Source organism: Streptomyces sp. AM25 (assembly GCF_058146165.1).
The window spans coordinates 1-19,046 of record NZ_JBKIWN010000053.1 but is presented as its reverse complement, the minus strand read 5'-3'; the positions used below and the strand labels follow the sequence as shown (position 1 = coordinate 19,046).

The 19,046-nt window shown below is 68.8% G+C and carries 19 protein-coding genes and 2 pseudogenes; 6 read left to right on the top strand and 15 right to left on the bottom strand.

Annotated elements, in window-relative coordinates:
- The 4 genes and pseudogenes from ACLHRZ_RS34885 to ACLHRZ_RS34870 form a co-directional block, all read right to left on the bottom strand.
- Positions 1-605: IS3 family transposase (locus tag ACLHRZ_RS34885; RefSeq protein WP_490422642.1), on the bottom strand; the 605-nt coding region annotated here is incomplete at its 3' end.
- Between the two features lie 71 nt (positions 606-676).
- Positions 677-1,828 carry an IS30 family transposase gene (locus tag ACLHRZ_RS34880; RefSeq protein ID WP_490422641.1) on the bottom strand — a complete coding sequence of 384 codons (1,152 nt, stop codon included), beginning with the start codon at positions 1,826-1,828 and terminating at the stop codon, positions 677-679.
- Between the two features lie 53 nt (positions 1,829-1,881).
- Positions 1,882-2,157: pseudogene (locus ACLHRZ_RS34875) on the bottom strand (transposase); the annotation flags it as partial.
- A gap of 91 nt (positions 2,158-2,248) precedes the next feature.
- Positions 2,249-3,489 (bottom strand): IS3 family transposase gene (locus ACLHRZ_RS34870; RefSeq protein WP_490422640.1). Its coding sequence is split into 2 segments (ribosomal slippage): positions 2,249-3,153 and positions 3,153-3,489, totalling 1,242 coding nucleotides; the frame shifts between segments, so codons are not numbered across the junction.
- Positions 3,490-3,533: 44 nt separating this feature from the next.
- Between ACLHRZ_RS34870 and ACLHRZ_RS34865 the strand changes: the two genes are divergently transcribed.
- On the top strand, positions 3,534-4,166 hold the full coding sequence (locus tag ACLHRZ_RS34865) for a hypothetical protein (RefSeq protein ID WP_490422639.1): 633 nt from the start codon (positions 3,534-3,536) through the stop codon (positions 4,164-4,166).
- 86 nt (positions 4,167-4,252) lie between these two features.
- On the opposite strand, the gene ACLHRZ_RS34860 is transcribed toward ACLHRZ_RS34865, so the two are convergent.
- From ACLHRZ_RS34860 to ACLHRZ_RS34845, 4 genes are all read right to left on the bottom strand, one after another.
- The gene (locus tag ACLHRZ_RS34860; protein ID WP_490422638.1) at positions 4,253-4,480 is read right to left on the bottom strand and encodes an integrase; all 228 of its coding nucleotides are present in this window, start codon (positions 4,478-4,480) and stop codon (positions 4,253-4,255) included.
- A 340-nt stretch (positions 4,481-4,820) separates the two neighbouring features.
- Complete coding sequence (gene tap, locus ACLHRZ_RS34855) at positions 4,821-6,536, bottom strand: telomere-associated protein Tap (protein ID WP_490422637.1); 1,716 nt, start codon at positions 6,534-6,536, stop codon at positions 4,821-4,823.
- Positions 6,536-7,087, bottom strand: a complete 552-nt coding sequence (tpg, locus tag ACLHRZ_RS34850; RefSeq protein ID WP_490422636.1) for a telomere-protecting terminal protein Tpg — start codon at positions 7,085-7,087, stop codon at positions 6,536-6,538. Before tpg ends, tap begins: the two co-directional genes overlap by 1 nt.
- Positions 7,071-8,003 carry a hypothetical protein gene (locus tag ACLHRZ_RS34845; protein WP_490422635.1) on the bottom strand — a complete coding sequence of 311 codons (933 nt, stop codon included), beginning with the start codon at positions 8,001-8,003 and terminating at the stop codon, positions 7,071-7,073. Before ACLHRZ_RS34845 ends, tpg begins: the two co-directional genes overlap by 17 nt.
- 151 nt (positions 8,004-8,154) lie before the next feature.
- Here ACLHRZ_RS34845 and ACLHRZ_RS34840 point away from each other — a divergent pair, with 151 nt between their 5' ends.
- Both ACLHRZ_RS34840 and ACLHRZ_RS34835 read left to right on the top strand, forming a co-directional pair.
- Complete coding sequence (locus tag ACLHRZ_RS34840) at positions 8,155-8,475, top strand: hypothetical protein (RefSeq protein ID WP_490422634.1); 321 nt, start codon at positions 8,155-8,157, stop codon at positions 8,473-8,475.
- A gap of 55 nt (positions 8,476-8,530) precedes the next feature.
- Positions 8,531-8,833, top strand: a complete 303-nt coding sequence (locus tag ACLHRZ_RS34835) for a hypothetical protein (protein ID WP_490422633.1) — start codon at positions 8,531-8,533, stop codon at positions 8,831-8,833.
- 674 nt (positions 8,834-9,507) lie between these two features.
- On the opposite strand, the gene ACLHRZ_RS34830 is transcribed toward ACLHRZ_RS34835, so the two are convergent.
- Positions 9,508-9,876, bottom strand: a complete 369-nt coding sequence (locus tag ACLHRZ_RS34830) for a transposase (protein WP_490422632.1) — start codon at positions 9,874-9,876, stop codon at positions 9,508-9,510.
- A complete protein-coding gene (locus ACLHRZ_RS34825) occupies positions 9,810-11,438 on the bottom strand; it encodes an IS4 family transposase (RefSeq protein ID WP_490422631.1) in 1,629 nt (542 codons plus the stop codon). The genes ACLHRZ_RS34830 and ACLHRZ_RS34825 overlap by 67 nt, the downstream gene beginning before the upstream one ends.
- A gap of 726 nt (positions 11,439-12,164) precedes the next feature.
- Between ACLHRZ_RS34825 and ACLHRZ_RS34820 the strand changes: the two genes are divergently transcribed.
- Both ACLHRZ_RS34820 and ACLHRZ_RS34815 read left to right on the top strand, forming a co-directional pair.
- Positions 12,165-12,461 (top strand): hypothetical protein, encoded by a 297-nt coding sequence (locus tag ACLHRZ_RS34820; RefSeq protein ID WP_490422630.1) that lies wholly within the window; start codon positions 12,165-12,167, stop codon positions 12,459-12,461.
- A 501-nt stretch (positions 12,462-12,962) separates the two neighbouring features.
- Positions 12,963-14,166 (top strand): annotated as a pseudogene (locus tag ACLHRZ_RS34815) (IS110 family RNA-guided transposase).
- On the opposite strand, the gene ACLHRZ_RS34810 reads toward ACLHRZ_RS34815, so the two are convergent.
- Positions 14,159-14,644 (bottom strand): hypothetical protein, encoded by a 486-nt coding sequence (locus ACLHRZ_RS34810; protein ID WP_490422629.1) that lies wholly within the window; start codon positions 14,642-14,644, stop codon positions 14,159-14,161. The pseudogene ACLHRZ_RS34815 and the gene ACLHRZ_RS34810 sit on opposite strands and share 8 nt — an antisense overlap.
- Before the next feature lie 690 nt (positions 14,645-15,334).
- On the opposite strand from ACLHRZ_RS34810, the gene ACLHRZ_RS34805 reads away from it, so the two are divergent.
- Positions 15,335-15,784, top strand: coding sequence for a hypothetical protein (locus tag ACLHRZ_RS34805; RefSeq protein ID WP_490422628.1), 450 nt, complete (start codon positions 15,335-15,337; stop codon positions 15,782-15,784).
- A gap of 233 nt (positions 15,785-16,017) precedes the next feature.
- On the opposite strand, the gene ACLHRZ_RS34800 is transcribed toward ACLHRZ_RS34805, so the two are convergent.
- From ACLHRZ_RS34800 to ACLHRZ_RS34785, 4 genes are all read right to left on the bottom strand, one after another.
- Positions 16,018-16,338: a type II toxin-antitoxin system PemK/MazF family toxin gene (locus ACLHRZ_RS34800; protein WP_490422627.1), complete on the bottom strand. Its 321-nt coding sequence runs from the start codon at positions 16,336-16,338 to the stop codon at positions 16,018-16,020.
- Complete coding sequence (locus tag ACLHRZ_RS34795; protein WP_490422626.1) at positions 16,335-16,550, bottom strand: type II toxin-antitoxin system CcdA family antitoxin; 216 nt, start codon at positions 16,548-16,550, stop codon at positions 16,335-16,337. The genes ACLHRZ_RS34800 and ACLHRZ_RS34795 overlap by 4 nt, the downstream gene beginning before the upstream one ends.
- 1,195 nt (positions 16,551-17,745) lie before the next feature.
- A complete protein-coding gene (locus ACLHRZ_RS34790) occupies positions 17,746-18,360 on the bottom strand; it encodes a transposase (protein WP_490422625.1) in 615 nt (204 codons plus the stop codon).
- Complete coding sequence (locus ACLHRZ_RS34785; RefSeq protein ID WP_490422624.1) at positions 18,330-18,875, bottom strand: helix-turn-helix domain-containing protein; 546 nt, start codon at positions 18,873-18,875, stop codon at positions 18,330-18,332. Before ACLHRZ_RS34785 ends, ACLHRZ_RS34790 begins: the two co-directional genes overlap by 31 nt.
- Positions 18,876-19,046 lie beyond the last annotated feature (171 nt).

The following is a 19,046-nucleotide window of genomic DNA, read 5'->3' as shown; positions in this document are numbered from 1 at the left end:
CGCTGCATAACTAAGTGGCATTGGTAATTACTGCCTCGGTCGGAGTGGAACACCGCGCCCTTGACGAGTTTCCGGTTGCGTGCCGCGTTGCGGATGGCACGGGATATGAGCGGGGTGCGGTAGTGGTCATCCATGGCGTAGCCGATGACTTCCTTCGTGCAGCAGTCGATGACGGTCGCCAGATACAGCCAGCCCTCTCCGGTGGATATGTAAGTGATGTCACCGACGAGTTTTTCCCCGGGTTTTTCGGCGGTGAAAACGCGGCCGACCAGGTCGGGCACCGCAGCCGCAGCGGCCTGCGTGAGACCGGTGCGCTTCGGGCGGGGCTGGCAGGGCCGCAAGCCCACTTCCCGCATGAGTCGGCGGACCAGCTCCGGGCCGGCGGCATGGCCCCAGCGGTGCAGCTGGGCGTGGACGCGCCGGTGTCCGTAAGTGCCGTCGGACAAGTCGAAAATCTTCCGGATGAGCAGTTTTAGTTCCTCGCGCCGCCTGGCCGTAGCTGATTCCGGGCGGCCGCGCCAGTCGTAGTAGCCGGATTTCGATACGCCGAGGTGATGACACATGAACCCGACGCTGTATGCGTACTCCGCCGTATCGAGTCGCATCTCGTCGATGAACTCGTACCTGCTCGCTACTGGGGATCCCTCGCGAAGTACGCTGCGGTGGACTCAACCGGTCAGCGCAACAGGGCCTCCAGCCTATCGGCTGGCGTCTCGAAGCCGAGGGTCTTCCGGGGTCGCGTGTTCAGCCTCAGTGCGATGTTGTCGAGGTCGCGTTGGGCCAGGTGTCCCACGCCAGTGCCCTTGGGCAGGTACTGACGCAGCAGGCGGTTGGTGTTCTCGTTCGTACCGCGCTGCCACGGGCTGCGGGGGTCGGCGAAGTACACGTCCAGGCCGGTGGCCGCGGTGACGTCCTTGTGTCCAGCCAGCTCCATCCCGCGGTCCCAGGTCAGGGTCTTCCTCAGCTCGGCGGGCAGCTCGAGCATCTTGGCCGACAGCCCCGCGGTGACGGTGGCCATGTCCCGCCCGCCGAGCTGGACGAGCACGGTGAAGCGGGCAGAGCGCTCGACGACCGTGGCGATCTGGGTCAGGCCACGGCCGAGCAGCAAGTCGCCCTCCCAATGTCCGGGAACCGCGCGGTCGTCGGCTTCGACGGGGCGCTCGCGGATGGACACTGCGTCCTTGATCTGTGAACGCCATTGACCAGTAACGGTGTTGTGGATGTTGCGCCGGGTCGGCCGGCCCGAGCGCAGGTGCTGCTGCAGGGTCTTGGCCAGCACTCCGCGGGTCTGGATGAACAGGGATTTGTAGATCGTCTCGTGGCTGATCCGCATCCCCGAGCCGGCGGCATGTGTCCTGGCCAGGAGTCCGGATACCTGCTCGGGCGACCAGTCCTCCGCGAGCTTGCCGGCCACGAAGTCACACAGGGGCTGATTGGTGGCCAGCAGGCACGGCTTGGGACGCCGGGCCCGGTCCCAGGCACGGTCCTCGGCGTCCACGGCCCGGTACCGCTTCGGACCCTTGTTGCGAGCGATCTCCCTGCTGATGGTCGAGGCGGCACGTCCCAGGGAGCGGGCAATTTCGCGGACTGAGTCGCCTCGCGCGAGACCACGCGAGATCAGCTCACGTTCAGAAAGCGTCAGCTGTCCCGACCGGCGCTGCCGGACCGGCGGCACGTATCCGCCGTTGGACTTGAGGATCGTGAAGATCGACCCCGGCGGCCTGCCCAGTGCCCGGGAAATCGCGCTGATCGACTCACCGGCCTTCCACCGGTCCCACAGTTCACGCTTCTGCGCGTCCGACATGCCCGGACGACCCAACCTCGCCATGCGCCACATCCTCTCTCACCTGGGATGTTGCGCTGACCGGTTGAGTCCACCACGGCCTTCAGGATCTCGTTCGCCCGCTTCAGTTCGGCGATCTCCTTCTTCAACGCCTTGAGCTGCACGGACTCCTCCGTCGTCGTCCCCGGCCGGGTGCCGGCGTCGATCTGGTCCTGCCGCACCCACTTGCGCAACGTCTCGGTGGACCCGATGCCGAGCTTGCCGGCGACCGCCTTCAACGCGGCGGACTCGTTCGGGTAGTCGCCGAGCACCTCGGCGACCATGCGCACCGCACGGCGGCGCAGCTCAAGCAGGTAGGAGGAAGGTCGTGCCATGACTCTGATCCTTACATGAAATCGAGTCTCCATTCGAACCGGGGCGATTCAACAGGTCTTCCACCCGGGAAGTGGACACCGTTTCGTGTGGTTATGCGGTGAGTGTCAGGGTAGCTGATTGCTCGTAGGCGATGGGGCTGAGCTGCCCGTTTGCAGAGTGACGGCGTCGGGTGTTGAAGCGGGCGAGCCAGCGGAAGACGCGGCGTCGGCAGGCCGTGGGGCCGTCGAAGCGGCGCCGGCCCTGGAGTGTCTCGCGTTTGAGGGCTGCGTGGAAGGACTCGCAGGCCGCGTTGTCCGCGCTGGTGCCGACAGCGCCCATGGACTGCGTGACGCCCAACTCGGCGCACAGACCGGCGAATTGCCGGGATCCGTATTGAGCCCCGTGATCACTGTGGAAGATCGCTCCGGTGAGGCTGCCGCGGGTGGCGGCGGTCATCTTCAGCGCGTCGGCGACGAGTTCGGTGCGCATATGGCCGGCGACCGACCAGCCCGCCACCCGGCGTGAGAAGCAGTCGATGACGGTGTCGAGATAGAGGTGCTCGCCGTCGCCGACGGGCAGATACGTTATGTCGCCCATGTACTTCCGGTTCGGTGCGTCAGCGGTGAAGTCCCTCTTGAACAGGTCCGGCACCGGCGTCTGCGACGGCTCCGGGATGGCGGTGCGGACCCGTTTGCGCAGGCGGAAGCCGGTGATGCGGAACTTGCGCATGACACGGGCGGCCCTCTTCTCGTTGATCCTCATGCCGTGGGTGTCGCGGAGCTCGGCGGTGACGCGCGGGGCGCCGTATGTGCCGTCCGACTCCGCGTGCACGGCCCGGATCCTCACCGCCAGGGCCCGGTCGTCCCGCTCGCGCTCGGCGCGGGCCTCACGCGAAGAGCGCCACTTATAGCAGCTGGAGCGGACAACGTCCAGCACCTGGCAGAGCCGCTTGACCTCGAAGGTCTCGCGATGGTCCTCGATGAACTGGAAGCGGCTCGTCACCAGCTCATCTCGGAGGCGAAAAACTTCGTCGCCTTCCGCAGGATGTCGCGTTCGGTGGCGAGCGTCACGTTCTCCTTGCGCACCCTCTTCAGCTCCGCGCGCAGGGCCGCTATCTCGGCCTCCAGCTCTTCCTCCCGGCTCGGCTCGCTCACCGCGGTCGGCTCCTTGATCGTGCCCGTGGTCGTGCTTTTCCCGCCGCGGCGGGCCCGCTCGGCCCGCACCCAGTCCCGCAGCGCGCCCCGGCTCACACCGAGGTCCTTCACCACCCCGGCCAGAGTGAGACCCGGATCGGACCGGTACAGCGCGACCGCGTCCGCCTTGAACCCCGGCAAGTAGAACTTCATCACCATAAGGGACATCTCCTCCCCGACCCCAGGTCAGCGGCCGGATCGAGGTGCCCACTCCTCAGGGGGAAGCGCCCATCGCCACCTGCTCGGTACCGACCATCCCCCCGGCATGGATCGAGCAGACCAAACCCGGATCCGTCATCCACACCGACATCGCCCTCGGCATCGAAGGCGGCCTTGTCCGCCTCACCCTCGACGAGGACACCCGCGCACACGGACGGTTCACCGACACCACCGGCCGGTTCATGGCCGCACGCAACGAAGCCCGTACCTACCCCCACCACCAGAAGACGCCCGCCGCCCCCGAGACAGGTGCACGCCCGCCCCCCGTCACGGGGCGCGACATCCAGGCGAACTACCCCTTCCGCCTGCTGCTGGCGTTCCACCTCCCCGAGACCAGGCTCGTCTACCACCTCGACGACGCCGACACCACGTCCTTCCAGCTCCAGCACAGCGACGGCTCATGGGCCCGCACACCCCTCACCGGCAGCGACACCGGGACCATGACGTACGGCGGCACCGCCGGCCTGTGGCACCAAGTCGAGGACACCTGGCAGTGGTGGAACAAGGCAGGCCGCCCCGCACAGAACCAGTTCGGATACATCCGCGAACCCGACGGGCGCACGTCCGCATGGCACATCCCTGACGGCCGTCGGTGGGAGCTCGCCCCGGCCGTGTAGGCCCCCACGAGCCGATGTGACACTGCTGCCCCGGATAACACCCTCTCCTGGGCAGCCACCGGGGGCAGCAGGTCGCAGAACGCCGACTACGCGACCGCCTGCTCGTTCGGCCCGAGGCACCGGTGCAAGTCGTAGCGCATGGCCCGGTACTGCCGGCCGTGGCGCAGCAGCCGAATCGGGTAGACCCCGCGCCGGGCCATGTCGTAGCCGCGAGAGCGGCCGATCCTGAGTGCACGGTTGGCGACTTCGAGCGGGAACGCCACGGGCAGGCCGATCAGCTCCTCATGCGTCATCTCCTGGGCAGCACTTGCCATTTCCACCCTTCTTGGCCTGCTTTGGCATCTTCCGACCAGGAGACGGAGGGCGGCCGAGCGGCCAGTCGTGTCGGCTGTCCCTGTCGTGCGGCGAGCAGGGGCGGGGACCCGAGGGTATTCGCGCAGGTCACAGCATGCGACAGGGGGCCGCGCGACGGGGCACGCGACAAGCTGCACGACAGCATTCCGGTAGCCATGTACGAGGGGACCAGACGGCCGGAGGATGCGCGGACGCCCCAGAGCTTGACAAGCGTACGCCAGGATGGGCGGGGTTCGGGGCCCACACGCCAGTTGCCCGACTATGGAAACGGTGACGACACGACCAGGCAGTGTCAGGCAGTCATTCGCCTTCGCTGAGAGCGTCGGTGCCCTTGATGAACCTTGCGGGGTTGGCCTTCTTCGCGATCACCTCGGCGAACCATTCCATGGTCTGTACGCCTTCCTCCTTGCAGTACCCCGGGTTCGGGGCGAGGCGGAAACCGCCGGGGACGGGAGTCCCGTCCTCCTTGCGCGGCACCACCGCGCGGGCTGTCGGCCAGGCCGAGGGGTACACGACGCAGTCGGCCAGGACCGCGAGAGGGACGGCCCCGGTGGTGACCCATGTTTTGACGATCTTCCGGTGCTGGCCGATCCGCGAGTTGCTGATCACGGCGGCCCTGATGTCCGGGCGCCACGTCGGCCGCTTGAGTGCCGGCCACGGCGCGTTGCGGCCCGCCCGCTTGCCCTTCGGCCTCTCGCGCAGCTTCCCAATCCCGCCCTTCGCCGTGGCCTTGATCGCAGTCAGGACCGCGTATGCCTCGGGGTCACGGGTCTTGAGGGCCGGCATCGCGGCGGCGAACTCCTCCTCTGTCATCTCCGGAGTGACTCCGAGATCCGCGAGAGTGGCCATGTAGGCATCGCGTAGCCGGTCGTGCCACAGGTCGAGGTACCCGCCGCTCTCCGGGCGCAGCCATGCCGCGAGGGGCCGTACCTCGACTCCGAGCTCGGCCGCGTACGCCAGGGTCGGCGTCGCGTACCAGGCCGGGCCGGCCGGCGGTCGTCCGTCCGGGGTGAACGGCGACGGGAGCCGCGGGTCCAACTCGACCCACTCTTTGGTGCGCAGGTCTTTGGTGCGCAGTATCGCCCCGGAGAAATCGCACAGCCATGTCCCGGGGACCTTCTTGTCAAACGCCGGACCGTCGGTGTAGACCGCCGGGCCGAGCCCCACGGTCAGGCGGTTGCTTGCTGCGAGGAATGCCATGTTGATGTCGAGGCCCACGACGTACGGGAGCGCGGCCTCTTCCGGGGTCAGCTCCGTGCGGTGCCAGACGAGGGCCTCCTCGACGAGTACATGGGCGGGGCTCTGTGACTCTTCGCGGGTCCGCTCGGCGGCGAGCGGGTGCTCGTTGGGCATTTCCGGAGGAGCGGGGTCGACCGGCTCCGTCAGCGATCCCTCGACAGGCACCCGTCGCATCTGGCCTGTGCCGCGCTGGAACTGTTTGCGAGTCGGCGGCCGGACAGCGGTCATCAGAGCCAGGCTCGTCCCTGCCGTCGAGCTCGTCGGTGTGATCACGCGCTCGGCATAGACCCCGAGCGCGTACGCGAGGGCCGACGGGTCGGCCGCGATGTCGTCCATCGCGCCCCACCGGTTGATACGCACGTCGAACGCCCCCCACGGGATGACGCCGACATGTACCTCCTGGCGGTCTTTGAACAACATCGACCAGGGGGAGAGGCCAGCACGGCTCAAGGCCCAGCCCATCTCGGTCAGGGCCTTGATCGCCGGGTGGTCATCGGCCACCCGCAGCCGCACGCGGTCGTCGAGCCGGTCGGGCAGGCCGAGGAACGTCACCGCGGACTCGGTCAGGACCAGCAGCGCCCCGGCATCCTCCCCGGCCTTGCTCAGCTTGTCCGCACCGAGACCGAACGACAGCGCCCAGTCGGCGGCCGTCGCCAGATCGCAGACGCCGCCCGGGAGGTCGACACGCCGGACGTTCGGGAGGTGCGCGACAAGCGCGCCGCCGTCCGCGTCGAGGACGGCAAGGGGGGCGGTGTACGAGGCGTCGGACATGGTCATCACCGGAACTCAATCTCGATGTAGTCGATATCCCCGAACTCGATGTCCAGACGCTCGGTCTGCGTCCCAGGGATGCGGAAATACTCCTCGGCGAGTCCCTCGCCGATCAGCTCCTGGAGCCGGTCCTCGTCCTCGTTGCGCAGGGCCTCGAAGATGTCGCCGACCAGGTGCTCGGGGATGTCCTCGGTCAACAGCCGGTACCGCGCGTCATCCGTCGACTTGTCGGCGGCCGTGAACCCGAACTGTGCGCGGGTGTGGACGTAGATCCCCCGCGTCTCTGCCTCCTTCTGCGCCTTGGCCCGGATGCGCGGCTGGTGGTCCTTGCGGACCTCCTTCTCGAGGCGCTCCAAGGTCTCCGGCTTGCTGTTCTCGATCTTGCGGTCTCCCTTGGCGAGGCGCTGCACCTGACGGCGGGAGAGCCCGAGGCGCTCGGCGACCTTGCCCGTGTCCCCCTTCTCCTTGCGCATCAGGGCGTTGAACCGCCCGCGCACGGTCTTGGGGATGTCCCGCGTCTGAACCTTTGGCCTCAGTGCCTCAACGATCTTCTTCATGGCGGTGACTCCCCTCATGCCGTACGGGTGTGGTCGGTGTCGAGACAGTGCGCGGGTCGTGCTCGGTACCCGCGTTGAGGCAGACCCCACCGCCGCACAGGATGCCCGACCCCCGCAGAAGGGGCGTCCGCACCACGTCACGGCACACGACGCACTGCGCGACGCGCGGCCCGGGCTGCCCGGTGAAAGCCTCCTGCGCCGGGATCGGATACTGCTTACCACGAACCCTGGGACAGCAGCGTGTGCAGGCAGCCGGACCGGGAGTTGCACGCGTTCGGTCCGCCGTGTGTTCCAAGACCTTGAGGGTCTGCTCGTCCGGCCACCCGGCCCGCAGCACGAACCCGACCGCGATCTGCGCCCGCTCCCGCTCGTCGAGCGAGGCGCCGGCGAACCACCGGACCTGCTCGACGATCAGCCGCGCCCGCTCCGGAACGGTCGCCCGCTCCGCCTCGGTCGACGCCCGCGCAAGGAATCCGGACATGAGCCGGTATCGCGATGCCTCGCGGCCCCTGAACCTGCCTGACGTCCCGTCACCAACGCGGACTGACGAGGGCTTGAACTCCAAGAGGTCGCAGTCGGGCAGGTGCGGTCGCTGCCGTTCGACGGATCGCACCGACACCCCAGCCGCGGCGGCGAGTTCCTTGGCGTCCGGGGCCCCGCCCTCCCACCCCCAACCCACCAGAGCCGCAAGGCACCTGGCGCATGCCGGGTCCGGTACAGCCACTGTGCGGGCCCGGTCCTCCGCTCCCGGAAGTACCGGCTGTGCGGCGCCGACGATGCCCGGCAAGGGGATGCGCCGGTCGACGTCGATCCGGGAGGAGGCGAAGAGGTGGGCCAACTCGGTCTGCGTCTGTCCGCACGCACGTATCAAGGCGGCCACGGTGACGCGTAGCACCTCGCCGCCATTCAAAGCCATATGGCCTTTCCTCACTTGCCATGACCGGGCTCATAGCGACAGGCACGAGAATGCGGCCGGGTCCGCCACGCTGATCACACACCCTTACACAGTCGCAGGGTCACTGCAAGTCTCACTTGCAGTGACCCTGTCGGCGTGTCATCCTCGGCTCATGAGCACTCCCACCCCCGAGACCCCCGGCCCCGCACCGACCCTCGCCGAGCTCCGCACGGCCGCCGAAGAGTCCGCCGCCAAGGCCGAGACGGACAAGAAGGCCCTCGTCGATGCCGCCGTTGCCGCGGCCATGTCGTCCAGTCGGTACGGACACCTCAGCAGGGTCGCCCGCGACGCCGGCCTCGATCGGCAGGTACTCCGGGACGTCATCAACAGCCAGCACCCCGAATGGCTCGCCAAAGCCGCTGCAGAGCGCGAGGCCGCCAAGGCGAAGGACACCGCAAAGGGCAAGGGGCGCAAGGGGCAGGCCGCCGCCTGACCCGCCCAGACACCCTGCCCGCCTCACCCACCAACTCACCGCAGAAGCACGGGACATGAGCGCCACACCGGCAGAGATGCCCGAACCACACCACACCCACCCGCACAGCGGGCCCCACAACGTGACCCATCCCCGCGCGGCCCTCACCGCGGCCGGTGCTGCAGACGGCGAGGAATACGAGGCGGAGCCCGGCAAGATGAGCCTCGACGACCCCGATGCCCCCGTCCACGCCTGGCGGCACCGCCTCGCCACGCGCACGAACCCAGTGACCCTCGCCGCCGCTGAGAGCACCGCCCCCAGCACCCGCCGCCGGGCGCCCGCCGAAATCCTCGGCAACTCCCCGGAGAGCGGCCGGTGACCAGCTCCGCCCCCTTCGGCGACGCCGACCCTCGGTGCCTGAGAAGCTCGACGCCGTTGCGCAGCATCTCATTTTCTTCTCGTAGGCGGTCCGCTTCTCTGACCGGGCACTTCTTGTCAGCCGGATTTTGAAAGTGCCAGGGCCTCAGTTTCCTGACACGCCTCGCACATCTCCATCTCATATTCAACGGGAGCTGTCTGGCACGCGACGCATACAAGGAAGGCGCATCGGATGCAGGTGAACGCGGCGCTATCCGCCAGGTCCAGGAACAGCCCAGGGTTAGCCGCTTTGTGTGCTCTTCCTCTTGAGACGCAACCGCCAGTGCAGCGAACTTCTGCCTCAGTCTCAGGCGTGACGACGGCACAGCGCGGAAAGCGTGAGCCAGGGACGTGGAGTTGTGTGCACCCGCATGGCAGGGCCTGCTGGTCTCGGTTCATGTTTGCTCCTGAGCATGTACGGTCTCGAACAGCGCTGAGGCGCCTCAAAGTTTCCGGACGGGTGTCCAACGAACTCGGAGGGTTATTCACGGTCCCGGTTTTCTTGATCAGCAAGACGGCCCTGCTCGGAGTCTGAGGTTTGCGACAACGTCAGATCTCTACCGGGGCAGGGCCGTTGAGCTGGAACGTTACAACCGGGCTGGATGATGAGCAACTGGCGGGCCTGGTTGCCCGTGTTCACGAGGAGCTGTGCGCGGACGCGTCGGGGCTGTGGCCGGAGCGGATGTGGGTTCTGGGGCTGTACCGGTCGGTGGTCCTTGTGCTGTCCCTGCTGCGGCAGAACCCGGTCCAGGCGGTGGTCAGCCGGTCATCAAGCTCACCGGCATCGGCCTCGGCCTGCCGGATCCAGCCCCGCAGAGCCTCAGGATGCACCCCGAGGTCGACCGCCAGCCGCTTGATCTGCGGCCGCGGCTCCGTGGTGCGATACATCCGCACCGCACGCTCACGCAACTCCAGCGGATACTTCCAAGACCACGGAGTTATGGCTGGTCCGCGGCTGTCAACGGGGTTGGGGACAGGGGCTGATGGAGGTCGGGGGTGGTCCACTCGGGTTCGAGGGCGTAGAGGCCTCGCCCGGTGCGGCGGAGGATTCCTTCGCGGACCCAGCGTCCCAGTTCCGCGCGTAGTCCTTGGGCGTCTTCCAGTCCGATACCGCGGGCGATTTCACATGCGCGCCAGGTGCGGAGGGGACCGGTGCGCAGGAGTTGCAGTGTGCGGTCACGGCGCCCGTCGGAGCTGGAGCCGGCGGACGGGTGCACGGTGACGTTGATGCTGGTGATCCTGGAGGCGCCCAGGACTTGTGCCTGGTCGGGCGGGGCGGCGTAGCGGGAGATGGGGCACTTGACGCGGCGCGGGGTGATGCGGGCCCGGCGGGGTGGGAGGAGATCGTGCAGCAGAGCCGGTGTGATGCGTCCCGGTCCGGTGTCGGGCAGTACGTCGGCGGCGGCGATGAGCTGGTCTCTGGCGGTTCCCAGGGCGATGGTGAAGGAGGCGCGGTCCGGGTCCGTGCCGGGGTGTGTCCCGACGGCCTCGGACATCGCCTGGCGGAGTGCCTGGTAGACGGTCAGGTGAGCCCAGAGCTCCTGCTGGATCCCGGTCGCGTCCTGGGAGCGCAGTACCAGGCCGCGCTGCAGGGTGTGGCGGAGCGAGTAGAACGCCGACTCGATCTCCCATCGTTCGTGGTAGAGCTCCACCAGCTCGGCGGCGGGGTGGCGACGGTGGCCGGTCAGCGTGGTGGCCAGCCGGTAGTGACCTTCCAGGCGCAGTCCTTTGGCGGTCGTCACCGCAATGTGCGCGTCGGTGATCCTCAGCCGGGTCCCGTTGATCCTGGTCAGGAACGACCCGTCCGGCAGTAGTGCCCAGCGGGCGGGTGTCCGGGTTCCTTTGAGGCGTACCAGCAGCTGTGCTCCGGTGGCCGCGGCCTTCGCGAGGAAGTCGTCGGAGTCGAAGCCCCGGTCGTTGAGCAGCAGCATGGTGTCGTCCGGCAGCGGGAGCAGCTGCTCTGCGTACGCGGTCTCCTTCTCGGGGGTCGGTCCGAAGACCGCGCCGAGCAGGGCCCGGGTCCCGGTTTCGCACAGCACCATGATCTTCAGCATCGGAAAGCCGTCCGTGCCGTAACGGTGCTTGTGTTTGCCCAGCCAGGCACAGACTCGCGGCCGGTCAGGGGCCTTGGTGGAGCTGCACCCGTCGAAGGCGACCGTGCGCCAGCACCTGTAGCGCACCCCGGGTGTGACCGGCTGTGCCACGGGACCGGCCAGTGTCTCGAACAGCAGCCGCAGCGGGGCGACACCCAGCCGCCGGCGCACCTCTCGCAGAGCCTTCTCCGGCGGACGCGGTGGAAGGAGCCGACGTAGCCCGGCGGTGAGCTTGTCCCACACACGCACGTACCCCAGCTGCGGGAAGAGGGCCAGTGCCAGGACGAAGTACACGCCCGCCCTCGAAGGCAGCAGCCGCAGTCTCCGCTGGGTGCCGCCGGTACGTTCCAGCACGTCATCGACCAGTTCGAAGGGCAACTGCCGGGTCAGCTCGCCCAGATGACCCGGGGCGAAGACGCCGTCGGCGACGGTGATGGACGACGTGAGCGTGACGGTGGAAGACTGAACGGGCAACGGGGCTCCTTCAAGCGGGAAGACCTTGGTCGGCTTCCTCGCTCTACCAGGAGCCCCGTTCCCGTGCCCGGTACTTCTCCCGACTTCCCTGCCCCCGTTGACAGCCGCGGACCAGCCATAACTCCGTGGTCTTGGGATACTTCCTGGGTGCAGCCATGGTCACTGGTCCTCTCATGAGTCCCATCTGACCCCCTGTCAACCTCCACCGCATCTCGGGGGAAGCTCAGGCCGAATCGTTCCTCGGAACTCTGAAGAACGAACGTGTATCACGCGTAACGTACTTGACCCGGCCGTGGGTTACCGCCCTCCAGCCGAGGTCCACGCCGAGCATCAGAAGCTGCGGATCGCCGCGTGAAATAGACCATCAGACGAGTGTCCGGAAAACACGAGGCCCCTCAGTCATCGATGAGCTGGAGGCCGCGGGCTGAGCTACGGTGCGCCGTCGTGCCGGTGCGCAGGGCCGTCACCACTACATCGCGCACGAGGTCCCCCCGGCCGCTGCGGGACGCGCGCGTCCCGCAGCATGCCGGTGCGGCTGATGGCGTTGCGGACAGCCCGCCGCCGGAGGGCTCCGCGGGGACGGGGAGTACCGGTGTTGGTGACGGATCGGGTGCCGGTACTGGTGACGGATCGCTCGCGACTAGGGAAGACCACGGGACTGTCCGACCTGATGACGAGCGCGCGCTGTTCTTCTCCGCCGTAGGCGAAGCTGAGGTGGGTGAAGCTGTGGAAGACCCGGCTTCCGCTGCCGGGCCCGCCGGGGATGAGGGCGGTCTCGCGCTGCGCGCGGGCAGCAAGAACACCCCCTCCCCCTCCGACAGCACCACGCGCCCGGACCGCCCGGAAGGCGGCGCCTACACGGGCCCGCAGCTCACTTTTTTCCCCCGGATCCACGCTGTGCTGGAGCCGGTCGCCTGGCTCGTCCAGCGGGTCGACAACGCTGGGTACTGCGGCAGATCGGTCGGGAGGTCGGCCGCCAGCTGCGGGAGGGCATGGACGCCGACCGGCTGCAGCACCGGCTGACCTACCGCCTCGCCGGCGTCATGGTCTCCGACATCCGCGATCCGGGCCGCTGGATCCTCGGCGCGGCATTGCCGCGATGGGGGTGCGGGAACCACGACTGCGAGTCCGGGGCGCGGTGGTCCACCGGCGAGCCCTGCGAGGTGTGCCAGGAAGCCGCCGCCAAGCGGGCCGAACGTCAGCGCCAGCAGCGCCTCGCCCAGGGACTGTGCCCGGAGCACGGCGTACCCGTGGGCGACGAGGAGCCCTGCATCGAGTGCCCCCCGTTACCGTTTTCGTGGCTTCGCAATGGGGCCTCCGGCCTTCGGGTCCGGCATGACTTCCCCCCCCCTTGTTGTTCATGATCCGGGGGGTGGTGTCACCGGGCCCGGAGGCATCGACGGACCGCTGATGAGGGGCTTGAGCACCGGCTTCATCCAAGGCCGGAAGAGCTCTCCGTAACGTGGATGTGGCAGCTCGGTGCCCTGGCAAGGCCGGACGAAAGCGTGATGGAGGGGCCTGCACGTGATCGACACCGGCGACATCGACGTCTTCCTCGGCCTGGACGTCGGCAAGGGCGAACACCACGCCACCGCCGTCACCCCGGCCGGCAAGAAAGCGTTCGACAAGCGCCTGCCCAACACCGGGCCCAAGCTCCGCGAACTGTTCGCGAAACTCCAGGCCAAGCACGGAACAGTGCTGGTCGTGGTCGACCAGCCGGCCTCGATCGGCGCCCTGACGCTCGCAGTCGCACGGGACATGGGCTGCCCCGTCGCCTACCTGCCCGGATTAACGATGCGGCGAATTGCCGACCTCTACCCGGGCGAGGCCAAGACCGACGCGAGGGACGCGTTCATCATCGCCGACGCCGCCCGCGCGATGCCCCACACACTGCGGGCGATCGACGGCGAGGACGAGACAATCGCCGAACTGGAGATGATCGTCGGCTTCGACGACGACCTGGCTGGCGAGGCCACCAGGGTCGCCAACCGGCTGCACGGTCTGCTGACACAGATCCATCCGTCGCTGGAACGCGTATTGGGGCCGCGGTTGCAGCACCCGGCCGTCCTCACGCTGCTGGAACGGTTCGGATCACCCGCCCAGATCCGCAAAGCAGGACGTCGGCGGCTGGTCACCCTGCTGCGGCCGAAGGCGCCAAGGATGGCCGAACGGCTGGTCGAGGAAATCTTCGACGCGCTGGACGAGCAGACCGTCACCGTCCCGGGCACCGAGGCGGCCGCCCTGATCGTCCCGAGCCTCGCCGCATCCCTGGCGGCGGTGCTCGACCAGCGAAAACTGCTGGCCGGACGGATCGAGGAACTCCTGGAGGCCCACCCTCTTTCCAAGGTTGACCTCGATGCCGGGAGTCGGAGTCAGGACCGGAGCCAGGATCCTGATCGAGGTCGGCGACGGCAACACTTTCCCGACCGCCGGCCATCTCGCCGCCTATGCGGGTCTCGCTCCGGCGACCCGGAGCTCGGGCTCCTCGATCCGCGGCGAACAGCCCTCCAGGAGAGGAAACAAGCAGCTCAAACGCGCCTTCTTCCTCTCCGCATTCGCCGCCCTGGGCGACCCGGCATCCCGGGCCTACTACGACAAGAAAATCACCCAGGGCAAGCACCACACCCAGGCCCTGCTCTGCCTCGCCCGACGCCGGGCCGACGTCCTTTTCGCGATGCTCCGCGACGGAACCTTCTACGAACCGCAGCCGACGGCCGCAGTCACCTGACCTGCGGGTCTGCGACGAGAACGACTCGATCAGCCTCGACGTCGAAACCGAGCACCGGATGGCCATAGTCACCCTCCGGATCCATCAGCACCGGCTTGCCCAACCGCCGCCCGATCTCCCGGAGGAAGCCGCAGAACACATCAAGTCGCTCCTGGCCCTGCAACTCCCGCAGGTCAACGTCGAAGTCGACTTCATCCTCGGCATGGAACCGGAAGATCGCCAACACATCGGCAGTCGGCCAGACCCGCAGGTCCGGGCACTCGGCATCCGCCGGACGGGACAGCACGTCCTCCGCCCGGGGCACCGGAAGCACCGCCTCGCCTTCGGAGTACTGGCACTTCCAGCCCTTCTCCGCGACAAGATCGAGGACCGCCTGCCAGTCCTCCACCGAGGTGTTCGGAACACGCACGTCCGGCAACGAACCCATCAAGTCTGGGTCGAAGAAACAGCTCACGTCATCCCACAACAGATCGGCCACGGCGCCATGCTGCCCGGCTCACCGACCTGACGCACCCCCGTTTCCCTTGACCAGAGACATAGGGGCACCCCCCGGTGTGGCGGGTTCGTCCGAGGCCGCCGACGTCGTGGTCCCGCGAGTCGTACGAGGCGCCGCGGACGGTGTGCCGTGCCTGCGCCAGCGGGCTCCTCGAGGCGGGCGTGGTGAGTGGCGACGGGCTCTGCGCGGCGTGCCGTGGGACCGCACCGGGTCAGCCGGACATACGGGTCCAGGCGGCCGAAGAGCTCCGGTGCGCGGGGTGGGGCGGTGAGTCGTGCGACCGGCGCGCGCTGCCCACCCGCTTCGTGTGCCTGCGGCACCACGCCGCCGCACTGGCCGCGAGCGCGGCGTCGTGAGCGCCCACGCGAACCGCGTGGCGGCGCACCGGGCCGAGACCCCAGTGGGACGTGGTGCGGTCGGTCCGCACCGAGCTGATGCGGCGCCCACCAGGCCCGACCTTCGAACACGCACCACATGTTCGAAGGTGCGCACCCCTGGCGCACCTTCACATATATGGCTACCAGCTCTTGCTATGCACACTCCGTCAGGCACCAGCCAGTCGTGGGTTCCTGTCGATCCGTCGGCTGCACGGCCGGGCCAGGTGCTGGTGCGGGGCGCCGGAGGGCGTGAGCGCACCGCCGTGGAGACTGCGCCGACAGGAGTTCGGCACCCATGAGCCAAGGGAGATTCGCTGTGCGGCTGGACCGCTTCGCCATCGACGACGGGCACCACGCCCCTCGGCTGGTCATCGACGAGGACGCGTCCAGCACTGCGGGGGCCGCTCGCTTCCGGGCCACCTGTTCATGCGGACGGATGCCCCGTCATGTTCCCGGCAGCCGGGAACAGGCCCTCGCCGCGCACCTGGCTCATGTCGACACCCGGCTCGGACCTTCGCGAGGGCCGGCATGGCTGCCACTCGGGGCCAGACTGGCCCTGCTGTTCGTGGCGTGCCTCGCGCTCTTCGCGGCCGGGCTGCTGGGGGCGATGGTCCTGGCGGAGCACCTGCGCCTGACCGGCGCAGGTGCCCTCGGCCTCCGGGCCGGCGGGGTGCTCGCCGGGTTCTTTGCCACCGGGTGCCTGATGGTCGCGGTCCGCCGGTACATCGCTCCGACCCGCAGCTGAAGGAGCAACATCAAGGGGGCCGACAGCCCAAGCGGACTGTCAGCCCCTCGTCTCCAACCTGGACACCCGCCGAGGTGATCTCACCGCTGTCCGGGCAGGGGGTGATTCCTCCCTCCCCCGAGGCGGCTCCGTCGTCGCATTGCCGTAGTCTCCTACGCCGCCGAGGTCGGCGAGGACGATGGGACAGGTGCAGCGGCGAGGTCATGAGCGCCCAGGGCGAGGGGAGTGTTCTTTCAGGTGAGATCGAGAGCGACGCGCATCGCGGCGGAGATCCGGTCCATCGTCTCCCCATCGATGGTGCCGAGGAACTCCCCGGCCTGGAGCCGCTTGTCGGTCAGGGCGGTCAGATCGACGGCGACGGCGGCGCCGCGCACCGGGTGGGTCACGGGGATGGTGACGACGGTGTCCGGGGCGCCCAGCGTCTCGTCGATCATCATGCACACGGCGGTGCCGGGCAGGGCATCCAGGGCGGCGTCCGACTCGACGATGACCACCGCCCGGCTCTTAGTGGCCAGCTGAACACGCCAGACCTGGCCGCGGGCGAGAGGCGTCACGCGACGTCCTCACCGAAGATGTCGGCGAGCTCCTCCACGTCGCCTTCGGCGCGCTCCCCGCGCCAGGCCCGCAGCGCGGGGGCCGCCTCGCGCAGCTGCTGCGCACGCAGCACCTGCTCGACGTAGGCCGACAGGTTGCCGCCGGAGGCTTCGCGGGCGTGGGCGAGGAGATCGGCCGGCAGGCTGACCGAGGTACGCGTACGAGTGCTCATACGAAGCAGCATAACGACGTATGACGACATGGTGCGCACCTTTCCTACAAGCCGAGAGCGACCTCACCCGAGCGCCCACGCGATGGCGAGCCCGGCGCCTGCGCATGACGCCATCGCCGGCCGGACGAGGTGCGCTGCGCACCTTCGGCCACCGCACCGCACGCCGTCCGGGTCACCCCTCCCGTACTCGCGTGCGTGCGCCTGCCCAGGCCTCCCGCGGTGCGGTGCGCCCCTCGACAGAACCCGTCCGCACCGCACGACGCACGACCGCACTGATGAGGTGCGGGCCGCACCGGGGATCTCCGGTGTGTCGCAGCGCGGGCGCGCCGAGCCCGTGATCCGCGCGTGCGGTGTTCCGCTTGATGGTCACGGCCGGGTCCTGCGGGGCGAGGCCGACGCCATGCCGACCGCTGTCCGCGGCGAGCCGCCCTTCCGGCGCAGATGCCGAGAAAGCCGTCAGACGTGTCACGCAGCGTGTCCGCCTCGACTGGGTCGGCACTGTGGCAGCGGTCGTGTCTGTCGAGCGGTCACGCCTGGACCCGGCCGCCGCCGGGAGCTCGCGCAGGGACGGGCAGACCCGGGCTGCTGGGCATATCTCCTGGACAACGCTCGCTAGCAGCAACCCAGCACCCCTTGACACACCCCGCTAGTGATCAATCGGCTACACCCTGTGCTCGTCTTGAGGGGTGGAATTCGGAGGGGAATCGGCACGGAGGAGGGGCAGAAGTGCCGGAAGGGGTGACTACCCTCCGCAGCGCCTGCCTACGGTCCTTCCCGCCCTCATGCCCCCACCGCGGCGCCACCCGCCCTCTGATGCCTCCCCGCCGACGAGAGGGCTCGGCAAGGGTGTGGGCGTAGCGGGGCAGCGTCCTCCGCTTGGCCGCTGTGCCCGCTCGCTGGCCGGCAGCGCACGGCAGACCGGACGGTCCACACCGGCCTCTTTGGTGCGGTGTGCGTCCTTCGCCGCCGCTCTCCGGCGGCGAAGGACGGTGCGCACCACGGCTCCGCACGACCGCGCCGGTGCGGTGCGGTGCGCGCCCGGGGCCGCGCACGCCGTCGGCGCACCGGTGCGCTCGGTGCGCCTCGAGGCCGCACCGAGCGCACCGCACCGCAGGGCGTGGTGCGGAACCGCGGTGCCGGCCGACAGGTTCGGCCACCCTGCATCCCTGTCGTGCTGCTACCGCTCCACCGGCTGCTAAGCGGTCTTGGTGAAGTCCGCTGCTGATCCCCGGATGCGGGCTCGTTGGCGGGTCAGCGCCTGGTCGACGGCGGCGCCGATGGCTTCGATGCTGGTGTGGGCGCGGTGGGGGTAGTCCTCGTACTTGGCCGAGCGCCAGATGCGTTCGATGTCGTTGAGTTCGGGGCTGCGGGGCGGAAGGTAGAACAGCTCCACCCCGATCTTCGCCAGTTGCCCGCGGCGGCCCTTGAACTTCTTGTCCACGTGGGCGGAGGCGTTGTCCAGTACCACGGTGCACGGCCTCGGCCGCTGCCAGACGGGCAGTGAAGGGCCGATACCGTCCGCGGCCAGCGTCAGGGCGCCTGCCCCGCCGGGCAGGCCGGCCAGTTCCGAGCAGACGAACTCCAGCAGCACGGCCGCTCCGATTTTGCCGGGGGTGTGTTCCCACAGCAGGTCAGGCGCGGTGCCCACGACCAGGGCGCCCAGCGCGTTGACCCGCCGGTCACGGGTGTCCTCGCGCGGCACCACCGCGCGCTGCCCGATGCGCGACCACGTGTAGCCGGTGGGCATGGTGGGGGCGAAGCCCGACTCGTCCAGGAAGATCAGATCGCGCGTGCCCGCGTGGGCCTCCATCCGTAAGTCCGCAAGTCCTCCAGCTTTGCCCGCGCGGCCTGCTGGAGGACGGGATCGGCCTTGTGCCGAAGGCTGTCGCGGGTGCGCTTCCAGCGGAAACCCTCCCGGCGCAGCAACTCGGTCAGCCACGCCGCCGAGAGGCGCACGCCCCGCTCCGTCTCCAGCCAGGCGCACAGTTCCGGGGAGCTCCAGGTCACCCCTGCCTCGGCTGAGGCATCCAACAGCACGCCCAGCGCCTTGAGGTCCTCGTCGGTGACCTGGGCGGGCCGTCCCGGACGTGGGGCATCGGCCAGGGCCCCGAAGGCGCCGCCGTTGCACCGGTGCACCGCCTCGCGGACCGTGACCGGGTTGCATTCCAGCAGGTCGGCGACCTGTGGCACGGTCAGGCCCCGGCCCAGCAGGCGGATGCACTCCAACCGCCGCCGCTCGTTACGCGACAGGTCACGCCCGGCCAGCCGCCGCCGCACCTCGCCCTGCTGCTCGGGCGCCAACTCCACTGTCAGGATCTTCGGCATCACCACCACTCCCGCCAAAGTACCTACCCCCACATGGAGTTGACTTCACCGAGACCGCTTAGCCGAGGGGCTGGCGGTGCTCCGCCAGCGAGAGATGTCAAGGCGTCACCCGTGGGCTAGGGCGTGTATCGAATGTGCTGGTCACAGCCACTCGTTGATGGCTGCGATGGT